Annotated in this window: 11 protein-coding genes and 1 riboswitch; of the genes, 10 read left to right on the plus strand and 1 reads right to left on the minus strand. The window is 40.8% G+C overall.

Translation table 11 applies throughout. The annotated features are described in order from the left end of the window. Positions 1 to 310 precede the first annotated feature (310 nt). The 3 genes from ACXADT_RS07545 (at position 311) to ACXADT_RS07555 (ending at position 5540) form a co-directional block, all read left to right on the plus strand. A complete protein-coding gene (locus ACXADT_RS07545; protein ID WP_474834014.1) occupies positions 311 to 988 on the plus strand; it encodes a response regulator transcription factor in 678 nt (225 codons plus the stop codon). Beyond that, on the plus strand, positions 985 to 2343 hold the full coding sequence (locus tag ACXADT_RS07550; RefSeq protein WP_474834016.1) for a sensor histidine kinase: 1359 nt from the start codon (positions 985 to 987) through the stop codon (positions 2341 to 2343). Before ACXADT_RS07545 ends, ACXADT_RS07550 begins: the two co-directional genes overlap by 4 nt. Before the next feature lie 68 nt (positions 2344 to 2411). After that, positions 2412 to 5540, plus strand: coding sequence for an efflux RND transporter permease subunit (locus ACXADT_RS07555; protein ID WP_474834018.1), 3129 nt, complete (start codon positions 2412 to 2414; stop codon positions 5538 to 5540). 38 nt (positions 5541 to 5578) lie between these two features. On the opposite strand, the gene ACXADT_RS07560 is transcribed toward ACXADT_RS07555, so the two are convergent. Next, entirely contained in the window at positions 5579 to 6625 is a 1047-nt protein-coding gene (locus tag ACXADT_RS07560) for an NAD(P)/FAD-dependent oxidoreductase (RefSeq protein WP_474834020.1), read from the minus strand. 519 nt (positions 6626 to 7144) lie between these two features. Here ACXADT_RS07560 and ACXADT_RS07565 point away from each other — a divergent pair. From ACXADT_RS07565 to ACXADT_RS07595, 7 genes are all read left to right on the plus strand, one after another. Then, positions 7145 to 7996, plus strand: coding sequence for a DUF72 domain-containing protein (locus tag ACXADT_RS07565; protein ID WP_474834670.1), 852 nt, complete (start codon positions 7145 to 7147; stop codon positions 7994 to 7996). Positions 7997 to 8011: 15 nt separating this feature from the next. Further along, the gene (locus ACXADT_RS07570; RefSeq protein ID WP_270179899.1) at positions 8012 to 8833 is read left to right on the plus strand and encodes a sulfite exporter TauE/SafE family protein; all 822 of its coding nucleotides are present in this window, start codon (positions 8012 to 8014) and stop codon (positions 8831 to 8833) included. 15 nt (positions 8834 to 8848) lie between these two features. Then, positions 8849 to 10237, plus strand: coding sequence for a bifunctional metallophosphatase/5'-nucleotidase (locus ACXADT_RS07575; RefSeq protein WP_474834022.1), 1389 nt, complete (start codon positions 8849 to 8851; stop codon positions 10235 to 10237). A 74-nt stretch (positions 10238 to 10311) separates the two neighbouring features. Next, positions 10312 to 10614: a YunC family protein gene (locus tag ACXADT_RS07580; protein ID WP_270179897.1), complete on the plus strand. Its 303-nt coding sequence runs from the start codon at positions 10312 to 10314 to the stop codon at positions 10612 to 10614. A 103-nt stretch (positions 10615 to 10717) separates the two neighbouring features. Beyond that, positions 10718 to 11488: a sporulation protein YunB gene (gene yunB / locus ACXADT_RS07585; RefSeq protein WP_270179896.1), complete on the plus strand. Its 771-nt coding sequence runs from the start codon at positions 10718 to 10720 to the stop codon at positions 11486 to 11488. A 76-nt stretch (positions 11489 to 11564) separates the two neighbouring features. Continuing rightward, a riboswitch (Lysine riboswitch) is annotated at positions 11565 to 11745 on the plus strand. Between the two features lie 116 nt (positions 11746 to 11861). Further along, positions 11862 to 13433 carry a Na+/H+ antiporter NhaC family protein gene (locus ACXADT_RS07590; RefSeq protein WP_270179895.1) on the plus strand — a complete coding sequence of 524 codons (1572 nt, stop codon included), beginning with the start codon at positions 11862 to 11864 and terminating at the stop codon, positions 13431 to 13433. 232 nt (positions 13434 to 13665) lie between these two features. Continuing rightward, the gene (locus ACXADT_RS07595; protein ID WP_270179894.1) at positions 13666 to 15192 is read left to right on the plus strand and encodes a sodium-dependent transporter; all 1527 of its coding nucleotides are present in this window, start codon (positions 13666 to 13668) and stop codon (positions 15190 to 15192) included.

A 15192-nucleotide genomic window follows, 5' to 3' on the forward strand; every position in this document is an offset into this window, starting at 1 on the left:
ATCCTTAGCTGGATCAAGGTGTGGCTTATTTTTATATAGTCCACTCTCATTATTTGAGATATATACTTGAGACCATGACGAATCTCATTTTATTCGTAGTAAAGAAACGATTGTAACAGGTTTGATGAAATAGTTGTTGCAGGATTCATTAAAAGGGCGTGTAAAGATACAAACAAGAGCTAAAATAGAGAGAGGACTAGTTTTCCTACTATCTTTTTCATTGCACATTATGTAATAATTTTTTATTTACTGTTCTCGTTTAGCCATAATACACTAGTAACATTTATTTTTTTAAAAAAGGGGGAAACTCATGATTCGCGTTTTAATAACAGATGATGATCCAAATATTCTACAGTTAGTATCTCTATATATGAATCATGAAGGGTATCATGTAGTGCAAGCTGCAGATGGCGAAGAAGCGTTGTCGATCTTAGTATCTCAGTCCATTGACCTCGCAATCATTGATATCATGATGCCAGGGTTAGATGGCTATAGCTTATGTGAAGAGATTCGACGCTACTACGAAATTCCAGTATTGATGCTGACTGCGAAAGGTGAAACACACGACAAAGTAAAAGGCTTTCAAGTGGGGACAGACGACTACGTCGTCAAGCCGTTTGAACCAACAGAGCTAGTGATGCGTGTTAAGGCTTTACTCCGGAGGTATCAGGTCCAGGCTTCTAAATCACTCCAAGTTGGCAATATCAGAATGGAGACAGAAAAAAAGGAAGTGAAAGTGAACGAGGAGCTTGTTCAATTTCCACTGAAAGAATTTGAACTACTATATATGTTAGCTAGCTATCCTGAACGAATTTTCACGCGACAGCAGCTGATCGAAAAGATTTGGGGATTCGATTATGAAGGAGACGACCGCACCGTCGATGTTCATGTGAAACGGATAAGAGACAAGCTTAAACAAAGGGATGCAACAGTATCGATTAAAACCATTCGAGGACTAGGGTATCGGATAGAGGGGGTCGAAGCGTGAAGAGCTTATATGTTCAAATCGTTGCTACCTTCCTCATTGCGATCTTTTTTAGTCTTTTCGTTACCTTTTTGATTTCAGGTCGTTTGTATGAACATCAGATTTCAGATCGTGTGGAACAACGGATGCAAAGTGTTGGAAGAGATTTTATTGAAATTTATCAATCAAATCCAGATCTCGATATTTCTACATACTTGGATGCGATATCTTCTATTAGCTTTGATATCGCATTGTTCAGCGAGAAATTAGACACCGCAGTTTATGAGAGTCGACCGATTCGAAATCTTTCTCAAGAAGCAATTAGTGAGGTATTGAATGGGGAGCCGTACAAGACACAAGAACAACTCCGTCGAACTATCGTTGGAATACCTTTTGAGGTAGAAGGTCAATCCTACGCTATATTCATCACCCCAAACTTCCAATTTATCTTTAATGATTTTAGAAAAGTGATGTTAACGCTATTTTCATCCATTCTCTTATTAGGCAGTGCTATTTTTATTATCACAACAAAATACACAATTCGCCCTATAAAAGAGATGACCACATTAACGAAGAAGGTAGCACGGGGAAATTTTAATGTATCAATCAAGAGTAAGCGAAAAGATGAGCTTGGAGAATTAACGCATCATTTTAACCACATGGTGAAAGGGTTAAATGAGCTTGAGGACATGAGGCAGCAGTTTGTATCTAATGTTTCTCATGAGATTCAGTCGCCACTAACGTCTATTCAAGGATTTGCTAGAGCGTTAAAGGATGATGTTGTGAAGGACGAAAGTGAACGTAAGGAATATCTATCGATCATTGAACATGAGAGTATGCGATTATCTTCATTGAGTCAGAACTTATTAAAACTTGCTACGCTAGACTCCGAACATCCACCGTTCGCATTGTCAGCGTTCTATTTGGATGAACAGTTGCGCAGAGTGGTTGCTTCCTTAGAGCCTCAATGGGCTGAAAAAAATCAAACGATTCAACTAGATACGGTCGATTACAAAATCCAAGCTGATGAGGACCAATTAAAGCAAGTGTGGATCAATTTAATTACGAATGCTATTCGATACACTCCTGAAGATAAGAAGATCACTGTAGCAATGCAAGAAAGGGAGGATGCAATCGCAGTTTCTATTTCTGACGAAGGTGTCGGTATTTCACCAGAAGAGCAAGTGAGGGTGTTTGAACGCTTTTATAAAGTAGACAAATCTAGAAAAAGAAACCAGGGAGGTAACGGCTTAGGGCTCTCGATCGCACGCAAGATTATTCATCTTCATCAAGGTTCTGTGGAAATAGAGAGTGACATAGGAATCGGCACGACGTTCCTCGTTACGCTTCCGCAAATAAAAAAAACTCATAAATCTTAATTTGTTCATATTCAGTTCATAATAAGTGGGTATGCTGACTCTAGGTATTTGAAAGGAGAGAACCCACTATGAGTTGGATTACAAAGCTAAGTTTAAAAAATACAGTAGCTATTATTATTTTAACGTTACTTGTTGTCGTCAGCGGAGTGCTGGCAGCTGATAAAATTAAAGTTGAAACATTCCCAGATGTATCTTTCCCTGTGTTAACTGTTCAATCCCCATATCCCAATGCTTCTACAGAGGAAGTAGAGGAAAAGGTTACGACTCCACTTGAGGATGCACTGCTTAATATGGAAGGGTATGACTCAATATCTAGTACAACGAGAGAAAACATGTCTATGATTACCATTATGTATCCTTTTGGTCAGGACATTGAGGAAGCTCAATCCGATGTTGAAAACGTAGTGAACGGTGTATCGCTGCCTGATGATGTGGAAGCTGATGTCACGGCTATATCGATCAACTCTACCCCAGTGTATCAAGCAGCACTTTCATCTACGGAAATAGAAAAGCTACAAAATGATATCGAATCGAACATCGTCCCTACGATTGAGAATATGGAAGGTGTATCAGGTGTTCAAATTACAGGGGGGCAAGAGACAAGTTTACAAATAGTGGTCAACGAAGAAAAAGCATCTCAATATGGGTTATCGCTATCTAACATTAAAGATGCCATTCAACAATCACAGTATAAATTGCCAACTGGTTCATTGAATGAAGAAGGAAACTCCATTCCTGTAGAGATTAAGGGTGACTTGCAAGATGTTGAAGACTTAAAAGAGGTTGAGATTCCCTTATCCCAAAATCAGGCGATTCAGCAGCAATCTCCCGGCGAGGAACGTAATGATCAAGGATCCCCCAGTCAGCAAGCGGCACAGCCTTCTCAGGCCGCTATGAATGGAAAACAGAGTGTCGTATTGTCGGATATAGCTGAGGTGAAAGAAGCAACGGAACGACCTGAAATATCTCGTTTTAATGGAGAGGATTCCATTTTAATCGAAATTACGAAAGGTCAAGAAGCAAACACAGCTGATGTAGCTAAATCTGTCAAAACGTATTTAAATGAACGTGTAAATGAGCAAGGTTATAAGCTATACACTGTGTTAGACCAAGGGAAAGAAGTAGAAAAATCAATCTCGGCACTATTAAAAGAAGGCGGATTTGGCGCATTGTTTACAGTTGTCGTGATTTTGGTGTTCTTACGAAATATCCGTGCAACTTTCATTGCCATTCTTTCCTTACCTATTTCCATTCTAGGAACAATTGCACTACTCAATCAGTTTGATTACACGCTAAATATCATGACATTAGGTGGAATGGCTGTTGCGGTCGGTAGGATTGTAGATGACTCAATCGTTGTTATCGAAAATATATATCGGTGGAAGCAGAACTATCCTGATATGAAGCAGCGGGAACTCGTGTTTCGTGCAACAAAAGAAGTGATGGGTGCGATCGCCTCTTCTACGATTGCTACGGTGATTGTATTTATGCCTCTTGCTTTTGTAAGTGGCATCTTAGGAGAGTTCTTCCGACCATTTAGTTTAGCTGTTGTGTTTTCTGTTCTCATTTCACTCCTTGTAGCAGTGATGCTCATTCCAGTACTTGGAAAGACCTTCTTTAAGAAAGTGGATAAAAAGTCTAATCATTCTAAAGGGTCCTCTTGGTACGAACGGTTCCTACATGGGGCTTTGAAGCGAAAATGGATTGTATTTACTCTATCAATCTTTTTGTTGGTTGGCTCATTCTCGCTTATCCCAGCACTAGGGGTATCATTTCTACCAACAGAAGGGAACGAATCGTTTGAAGTGGAAGTGACCTTACCGAAAGAGGTGACATTAAAAGATACAAATGAGCTGGCTCAACAAATTGAACGTGTCCTAAGTGATGAAGATGCGATCGATTACAATCAGGTTTCGATTGGCTTTACGAGTCAGCAGCAAATGCCAGGATCCAGTGCAAACACAATGGAAAACGTTGCTCGATTTTTCGTTCAGTTAAATGAAGATGAACCGATCGATAAGTGGATGACGAAATATGAACAGGAAATTCTGACTATCGCTCAAGATGAGTATGAGTCAGCAACTGTCAAGGCAACAGAAATCCAACAGGAAGGACCGCCATCTGGAAATAGTATAGATGTAAACCTCTACAGTGATGATCTGGATCAATTAGATCAAGCATCGAATCAAATTGAAACGTTATTAATGCAAGATGAAAGGCTGAAAAATGTTCAAAACGGGATGGAGGATTCGCAAACAAAATATCGGATCCGTCTCAGCGAAGAAGGAGAGGAACTAAAGCTTAGTCCATACCAGCTCATACAACCTATCCAGGAACGTTTGCATACGGTTGATGGTGGTACGCTAACGCTTAACGACCAAAGTTGGGAAACTGAGCTTGTTTTCGACGATATGTTGTCTTCTAAAGAAGAATTAGAAGCGTTCTCTGTAAAGACAATTGAAGGTGAAAAAGAGTTGAGTGAAGTGGCGACGATTGAAGAGATTAACGTCCCAACTTCTATTGAGCACCAAGATGGAGATACAGCAAATACGATTTCTGCTACGATCAAAGGGGATGATACTGCGGCTACCTCAAGAGATATTGAAGAACGTATTCAGGATCTTTCTCTACCAGATGATGTCGAAGTAGACCTTTCTGGTGGTATGGACATGATTACTGAAGGGTTTTCAGATCTTGGTTTAGCAATGGCCGCAGCTGTCGGCTTAGTGTTTCTTGTACTGAGTATCACATTCGGTGGCATCATCACCCCGATTGTTATTCTATCGTCTCTTATCTTTGTTCCGATCGGAGCATTGGCTGGACTCCTCATCGGTGGTCAGACCCTGTCGATGAGTGCGATGATTGGAATGCTCATGTTGATTGGGATTGTCGTAACGAATGCTGTCGTTCTTCTTGACCGTGTGGAAAGTAATCGACGAGAAGGGATGGACTTAACCGAGTCCATTGTTGAAGCTTCAGCAACAAGATTACGTCCAATTCTAATGACGGCACTTGCGACCATCTTTGCATTAATCCCACTAGCCCTTTCTAATTCTGCTTCAGGTTTGATTTCAAAAGGATTAGCTATCACGGTAATCGGAGGGTTAACAACATCTACCCTGCTAACTCTCGTGTTTGTTCCTGTCTTTTATCAAGCTATTGGGAAGTATAGAAAAATAGGAGTCGTTGATAAGTAAAGAGTAAGAAGGACCGCCCTGTAGAGCGGTCCTTCTTCTTATATCATTCGTTTGATCAGCTCACGATTTCGCTCCTTAAACACTGAGTTGTGTGAAGAAACCATGCCAACCGCTTGTGCTTCCGGCTGAATATGCAGCTTTGCCTTGTTTATAGCATTTGCTGCATCTTGGAATGCACCGGCAATAAGGTTTAATTTTCCATCGTGTTTCAAGATATCTCCTGCTGCATATAGTCCTGGAATAGATGACTCACTCGTTGAATTTCCTTCAATAAAAAACTGATCGACTAGTTCAATATTCAAATCACTATTACCAATTAACGAAGAATCCCTTTCATACCCATGATTAATAACCACTTCATCGATCGGGAGGTAGGAAATCTCACCTGTAACATGGTTGGTTAATTCGATCTGTTCAATCGTTTCATGGCTACAGCAAGCGATCAGTTTAGAGATCGAAGTGTTAAAGATACAGTCTACACAGCTTTCTTTAAGTTTTGAGACTTGTGCTTCATGGCCAGTAAGAGCATCTTTTCTATATGTAAGGTATATTTTCTTTGCGACAGGTATTAATTCGTTCGCCCAATCGATCGCTGTGTTACCACCGCCTGAAATGACAACCGTTTTATCTTTAAAATGTTTCAAAGACTTGATCGTATAATTCAAGTTAGAAACTTCAAACCTTTCTGCGCCTTGAATCTCAAGTTTTTGTGGTTTTAGGATTCCACTCCCAACAGCGACGATAACGGTTTTTGAGTAGTGCTCCTCACCTTCAGCACTCTTTAAAGTGAAAATTCCTTCTTCATCTCTTGTGATACTTTCAACTTTTGTATTTAAAACTACTTCTGGGTCGAATGTTAATCCCTGCTCAACTAAGGATTCGATGAGATCTGCACCAGATAATGGCTTGTGTCCTCCTACATCCCAAATCATTTTTTCAGGATAAACATGAATCTTACCGCCTAATTTAGGCTGGAATTCTATAATTTTGACTTTTAGTTCTCTTAAGCCACCATAAAATGCAGAATAAAGCCCAGCAGGACCTCCACCAATTATCGTTACATCGAATACGTCTCTATTAAACATTTACAGTCCTCCCCAGAAAGTAAACAGTAGTGATTATCATTATCAATTAAAATATATAATAGATTCTTGTAATTTACAATACATTGGGGGGAATGAAAGTGTGTTAATGGATTATATCTTATATGCAATTGTTGAAGGTGAATACAAAAAGTGTGTTCAAACGAAAGGGCTCCAGCGCTTGTCGGGTCTAAACGCCCACCTCCGCTTTTCTGATCTAGCTGCGACTCGCAGAAACTACGATATTTCACTCTTTCAACAGAACACAAAAAGCGTGTTCTATTTCAAGAGTTCCAATATCTCCGTTTCTAAACGCTCGCCTCCGCCTTTCTGATCCAGCTGCAGGGGGCAGGTCCTCGGGTCACTTCACCATTTCGATTGAACACAAAAAGCGTGTTCATTCGAAATGGTTCCAGTGCCTGTCGGACCTAAACGCCCACCTCCGCTTTTCGGGGTTTTTCCCTTGCTATTTCTCCTTTAAAGTCAGAAAATAGAGGCAGAGAAATAGAAGGGAAGGATTTGATGATATACATAGGTGTTACTGGTTGGGGGGATCATGATGATTTGTATCCTCCGGGTGTAAAGAGTAATGAAAAGCTATCGATTTATAGTTCTCATTTTCCGGTTGTAGAAGTTGATTCTTCTTTTTATGCAGTGCAACCTATAAGAAATTATGAGAAATGGGCGAGTGAGACGCCTGATGGGTTTCAGTTTGTTGTGAAAGCTTATCAGGGAATGACAGGACACGAGCGGGGGGAGATTCCCTTTGAGACGAGAGATGCTATGTTCAAGGCTTTCAAGGAGTCAATCGTGCCTTTACAACGTTCTGGAAAACTTGCGATGGTTCTTTTTCAGTTTCCACCATGGTTTGATGTGAACAAAGATAACGTGAATCTTTTGCGAGATTGTAAAGAAAGAATGGGAGATACCCCTTGTGCGGTAGAGTTTAGACATCAATCCTGGTATCATGAGGCATTTCGGGAGAAAACACTTTCTTTTCTTGAGGAACAAGGATACATACATTCAATCTGTGATGAGCCTCAAGCTGGAGAAGGTTCGATCCCAATCGTCATGGAGACGATTTCGAATGATGATGTACTTGTACGACTTCATGGAAGAAATGTTAATGGGTGGCGGAACCCTGGGAACAATCAAAAGTGGCGAGAAGTTCGCTATCTGTATGAGTATGACAATAATGAGCTCAAGGAATGGAAAGAAAGAATTGAGCAGTTACGAAAAGAATGTAAGAATGTGTATATACTATTCAATAATAATTCTGGTGGTCATGCGTCGGGGAATGCGAAAGAAATGATTCGAATGCTTGATATTGAGTATACGAACCTTAACCCAAGACAACTTGATCTTTTCGACTAATAAGGAGTTCTTTTCATGTTAACTTGGGTCTTATTATTCTTTATCGGATTAGCTGCAGGTACGATTGGAAGTTTGGTTGGTCTTGGTGGAGGGATCATCATCGTTCCTGGGCTTTTGATCATAGATCAGTATACGAATTGGCTACCTGAGTTATCTCCACAGCTTATCGTAGGTAGCTCGATCGTCGTATTGGTAGCTATTGGATTATCGTCAACATTGTCCTATATGAAGAAAAAGACAGTCGATTATAAAAGCGGTGGGTTGTTCTTTCTTGGAAGCGGTCCTGGTGCAATTGCAGGAGCTTGGTTAAACAAATTTATCGCCGTCGATCAATTTTCTGTATATTTCGGGGTATTTATGGTGCTTGTTTCCATATTATTAATGGTAAGGGGACGTTTGCGACCATTGAAGTTAGATGGACGTTTTTCGCGATCGATTACTGATTTGGATGGGAACGCTAGTGAATATCGGTTTTCAGTGATAGCTGCCTTAGTTGTTTCGTTTATCGTTGGGATTCTATCAGGGCTTTTTGGTATCGGCGGTGGGTCGTTGATGGTTCCTGCCATGATTTTATTATTCGGATTTCCAACCTCTATTGCAGTTGCAACATCGATGTTTATGATATTTCTGTCGAGTATAATCGGTACGATGACGCATTTAGCCCTTGGGAATATCGCAGGATTTTTATTGATTGGATTAGTTCCAGGCGCATGGATTGGGGCAAAATGTGGCTCTTTCATTAATCAGAAACTGTCAGATAATACGATTGTCGTTATTTTAAGGTGGATGTTAATTCTCGTCGGGATACGATTGGTCTGGCAGGGAATGACGGGTTAAGAAAGGAAGAGTGTCTTGACTTCAAAAAAGGTACATTTATATTATACGAACGATCTTCATAGTCACTTTGAAAATTGGTCTAAGGTGGCTGGCTATATAAAAGATAGAAAAAGAATTCATGATTATCATCATGATCACTACTTATTGTTAGATCTTGGTGATCACGCGGATAAAGTTCACCCGATTACTGAGGGGACCTCAGGTAAGGGAAATGTACATTTATTAAATGAACTTAAATATGATTATGCGACGATCGGAAATAACGAGGGAATCACATTTTCAAAGCAAGAATTGGAAGAGCTATACACTGATGCCAATTTTCAAGTCATCGTGTCGAACTTGTTTCACTCTGATGGAGCAAGACCTGCCTGGGCAGTTCCGTACGCGATCGATGAGAAAGATGGCGTTAAGGTCGGACTAATCGGGATAACGATTCCATATGAACAATTCTATAGTCTCCTCGGCTGGTCGATACAATCACCATGGGAAATGCTGCAAAAGGTGGTTGATGAAGTACGTTCGAAAGCTGATGTAGTCGTGTTGATGTCACATATGGGACTTGGGAACGACGAGCAGATTGCAACGGATATTGAAGGAATCGATGTGATCATCGGCTCTCATACCCATCACGTTCTTAAGCATGGAATGAATGTAAATGGAACGTTGATTACTCAAGCAGGTAAGAATGGAAATTATGTAGGAGAAGTCGTCCTGAACTATGATACTGAACAGTGCAAATTAGTTGAGGCAGAAGCTTATGCGATTTCTGTGCGTGATCATAAAGAAGATCAAGCGACAAAGGAACAGCTAGATCGATTAGGAGCGAATGCACAAAACTTATTAGACGAGGTCGTGTGCCGCCTCGAACAACCTCTAGAAGCAGAGTGGTTCAGGCGCTCTGTCCTTCCTGACGAGCTCTCTGCTGCTCTTAGAGAATGGTGCAATGCTGATATTGGAATGATCAATTCGGGTATGCTACTTGATGGATTAAGTGAAGGGAAGGTGTCGAGAGAAGACCTTCATCGTATATGTCCACACCCAGTCAATCCATGTAAAGTTATTCTAAAAGGAAGTGAATTACGTGAGATCGTCGCATATGCAATGTCTGACGAACTCGTGCATTTAACGTTTAAAGGATTAGGTTTCAGAGGAGAAGTCATGGGTATCATGGCTTTTGATGGACTCGAAGTGAAAACAGTCGTAATGGATGATGGTCTTCATCACGTAACAGAAATTCTCCATAACGGTCATCAGCTATCTCCAGAAAAAGAATATTCAGTGGCTACGGCGGATATGTTCACCTTCGGAAAATTTTATCCGCAGATGAAGCACGCTAAGAAGAAGTACTACTTACCAGAAATGCTTCGGGATCTTCTTGCATTTAGACTTGAGAACAGATATTAATCTTTGATTGTCAAACATGCCTCCGCGCTCATATAAATAGAATGACAACTTGTGAGTCAGGAGGCGGAGGATACGTGATCAATGTTACACCTATCATGATCGATGGTCATCCATTTACAGCGATTAGCATGAAACTACCTAAGACCAATTTTCTTGCTGTTACAAATGAAAATGGCTACATCATGTGTGGAGCACTGGATATTGCGTTACTTAATGAAAAGTTAAGTGATCGCAAAATCATTGCAGGCAGAGCTGTTGGTGTAAGGTCTATCGAACAGCTGCTAGAAGCACCACTTGAATCTGTAACGCTTGAAGCAGAGGCAAGGGGCATCAAAGTAGGAACCATCGGAAGAGATGCGATGCTCAAAATGTTATAAGAAAAACCACAGCTTGCGGGCTGTGGTTTTTCTTTAGGGAAAATATGTCCATACTTCTTTCCTTCTTCGCATATACATGTTGAGGAGAAGGGAGGATATTGGCTTGTTCCGAACTCGAAGAAGGTTCATTCGAAAAGGTCCGCTTCCTTTTCGATATGTGTTTGTTATCTCGTTCATTCTATTTATTTTTATGACAGTTCAAGGACTATGGATCGTTGAAAAAGGTATTAAGCCTACTCTTATCGAAATAGCTAGAACAGAAACGAACCGAATCGCAACACTCGCGATTAACCAGGCCATCAACAAAAAAATCGTTGAAGAAGCAGATAGCACAGAAGAGCTGATCAAAAAAGAAACGGTTAACCAAGTAGATATCGTCCAAATTAACCAAAGCGCTGTAAATAAAGTACTTGCTCAATCGACAGATAAAGTGCAAAAGTTCTTAAAGAGCGTTGAAGATAACTCGATCGATTATTGGGCAGAGGAAAATGGGGTCGAGCTTCAAGTTGATGAAGATGTACCATTAAGTAAAGGAATCATCCATAACATTCCGATTGGGCAAGCGTTTAACAATACGTTACTCGCGAACTTTGGACCAAAAGTTCCTGTGAGATTTACAGCGATTGGAGAAGTAAAGTCTGATATCAAACATAACATTCAGCAAGTAGGGATCAACAACACTTGGGTTGATATTCGCGTCCATATCGAAGTGCATGTGAAAATCGTTATTCCATTTGCTACAGATTCAGATGTCGTCACAACGGATATTCCTGTTATTGCAACGTTTATAAAGGGAGATGTGCCGAACTTCTACAATAATGGATCTGGTACAGGATTGCCTGATCCGGCTATCGATATTGGAGGAATGGAATAAATTGTGTTTGCATAGCACTTAGAACTAAGCTATAATAACGAATTGTATTAAACTAAATAATGTTCCTTATCTTATACGATGAGGTAGAGGAGCAGATACTCATAAGTACGTGTTGGGAGAATGACATCTATGATCAGCATCGAAAGGGAGATCTGCCGAAGCAGAAATAATCGTCACATTATTTTTGTTGGGGCGACATTGAATAAATGTCGAACTGTCATTATGAGGCTTACTTATAATGGAGAACTACTGATCGGGATGGACACTTGACATTGTAACCGCAAAACGGGCAATGATAGGACCATATCCTTTCATTGGCCGTTTTTTTGTTTATCCAAAAGTAGTGAACCATAACTTGAAAAGGATGGTGAATATGGAAAATACGATTTATTCGATTATTCCGCCGCTCATCGCATTATTGATGGTAGTGGCAACCAGGAAGGTATTGCCTTCACTAGGGGTGGGAATTATCCTTGGTGCGTTGATGATCAACGACTGGAGTATTGGTGGTTCTATTAAAGAAATCTATACGATTGTGAAGGGCATTTTTATTTCTGACGGTGGGTTAAATACCTGGAACATGTATATTATTTTCTTCTTACTTCTATTAGGCATGATGACTGCATTTATTTCAATTTCAGGTGGTAGCCGAGCGTTCGGTGAGTGGGCCATGAAACGAGTGAAAACGCGAACTGGTGCTCAGATCGTTACTGCAGTCTTTGGAGTTATTATTTTTATCGATGATTACTTCAATTCTCTAGCGGTTGGGAATGTTAGTCGTCCTATTACAGACAGGCACAAAGTTTCGAGAGCCAAGCTTTCTTACATCATCGATTCAACTGCTGCCCCGATGTGTATCATTTCCCCTATTTCTAGCTGGGGAGCTTATATTATTGCAATTATAGGTGGTATTCTTACTACACATAGCATCGTTGGTGTTGGTGCTTTAGAAGCTTTCATAAAAATGATTCCTATGAATTTATATGCGATCTTCGCACTTGGAATGGTTTTCTTCGTAAGCTATTTCGATATTAACCTTAAGGCAATGAGAGTTCATGAAAACCGTGCACAAAAAACAGGAGAAGTACTCGACCCTTCAAAAGGTGCTGTACCAGGGGAAACAACTGGCTTACCTGAAAGTGATAAGGGGAAAGTAGCAGATCTTGCTTGGCCAATCATTATGCTGATCGCAGGTACGGTCATCTTTATGATCATCACAGGTATTCAGGCAGTGAGTGGAACGGATGCTGCCGTAACGCCGTTAACGATTTTTGAAAATACAGATGTTGCAGCTTCGTTATTATACGGTGGTTTGATCGGTTTAGGTACGTCTCTAGTGTTCTTCTTCTTTAAGAACATGGGAGGAGCAGCGTTTGGAAAAGGTGTCGTTGAAGGAATCAAATCGATGCTTCCTGCAGTTTACATCCTTCTCTTTGCATGGACGTTGATCGAGATTATCGGAACACTTGGAACAGGTAAATATCTAGCTGGTCTAGTTGATCAGCATATAGCCATCGGTTTTCTTCCAGCAATCTTGTTCTTATTAGCAGGCGTAATGGCATTTGCTACTGGAACATCATGGGGAACATTCGGTATTATGCTTCCGATTGCTGGAGAAATCGCTGCTGCGACAGACCCAACCTATATGCTACCTGTACTAGCCGCTGTACTAGCGGGAGCGGTGTTTGGAGATCACTGCTCGCCGATTTCTGATACAACGATCCTTTCTTCTACAGGCGCGGGAAGCCATCATATCGACCATGTGTTGACACAGCTTCCTTATGCTCTGACTGTAGCTGGAATCGCGCTCGTAGGCTATCTTGTACTTGGGTTTACAGGAAGCTCGATTGCTGGGCTGCTTGCAACAGCAGTAGTTTTTGCGGTTGTTGTCTATATACTAAAAACAAAATACGAAAATCGTACGGTTGAAGCCGTTAACGAATAATCGAACAGGGGGGACCATCCTCCTGTTTTTTTTATGTCATCCTACAAAAAAGGGGTGTTTTTGGCTAATTTTCGAAGTGATTTTACAAATTATCTGAAAGATTGCTTTGACATGGCCAATAGTACTAGATATACTATAAACAAAATAATCAGAATTTAATTAAAAATCTAAACCTTTTTCTGGAAGGAGGAGAACAAGGAGAAGGGTTACAACGTCTAAGGGGGTAATACTAGTGGAAAAAAGAGCTCAGTGGGGAACGAGAGCTGGCTTTATCTTAGCAGCTGTTGGTTCTGCAATCGGACTAGGTAACATTTGGAGGTTTCCAGCCGTTGCATATGACAACGGTGGAGGGGCATTTTTTATACCATATTTATTTGCACTAATAACTGCGGGTATTCCGATTCTTATTTTGGAGTTTACGATTGGCCATAAGTTCAGAGGTTCAGCTCCGCTTTCGTTCTTCAGAATGAATAAAAAGACCGAATGGCTCGGTTGGTGGGGCGTTATTGTTGCGTTTGTTATTTCTACGTATTATGCGGTCATTATAGGTTGGGCAATTTCTTATAGCTATTTTGCATTCAATTTGAGCTGGGGTTCAGACACAGAAGGCTTCCTATTCAATGACTATCTGCAGCTGACTGTTAATCCTGGTGAAACAGGTAGCCTTGTGCCAGGAGTATTCATTCCGCTTGTGGCAGTTTGGATTATTACGCTAGGCGTTCTTCTTGCAGGGGTTAAGAAAGGAATCGAACGTGCGAACAAAATCTTTATCCCTACGTTGATCGTGCTTTTCTTAATCATCGTAATTAGAGCTGTGACGCTTCCTGGGGCAGCTGAAGGTTTAAGTGCATTCTTTACACCGAATTTTGACTCCATTACGTCCGGTAGTGTTTGGGTAGCAGCGTATGGACAGATCTTCTTCAGTTTATCGATTGCTTTTGCTATTATGATTACGTATTCAAGCTATCTTCCGAAGAAATCTGATATTACGAACAATGCGTTTATTACAGGGTTTGGTAACTCTTCATTCGAGCTTTTAGCAGGTATCGGAGTATTCTCCGCATTAGGATTTATGGCTACTCAACAAGGTCTAGGTGTCGATGAAGTTGTAAGCGGAGGAGTCGGACTAGCGTTCGTCGTATTCCCTCAAATTATCAATGAGTTCCCTGCACTGAATGGTATGTTTGGATTCCTTTTCTTTGCATCACTCGTACTTGCTGGATTATCTTCACTAATCTCAATTTCAGAAACGTACGTTGCTGGTATCTCTGAAAAGTTTGGCATTTCTCGTACGAAAGCTGTATTGATCGGTGGTGGTGTCGCATCACTCATCTCGATCTTGTTCGCGACACAAGGTGGATTGTTCTTCCTAGATGCAGCGGATTACTTCATCAATCAGTTTGGTATTGCGTTTGTAGGTCTTGTAGAAGTCGTCGTAGTAGCATGGTTCCTACGTCAGCTTCCTGGTCTTGAAAATCATGCCAATGGCATTTCTGACATTCCGCTAAACTATTGGTGGAAAGCATGTCTTGGGGTCATCACTCCAATCGTGCTCGGCTACATGATGTTCGATCTATTTAAAACGAACCTTCTTAAAGAATTTGAAACTGAAACAGGAAACTATGGAGGATACACAGATGGCTTCATCCTATATAGTGGCTGGTTCGTAGCTGGATTTGCTCTTCTTGTTGGTATCCTATTCAGCGTAAAGAAATGGGACGCTAAAGTAGAACAGGAAAAGTATAAGGAGGTAAGTTAA

It is taken from the genome of Anaerobacillus sp. ABR4_321, from assembly GCF_056158505.1.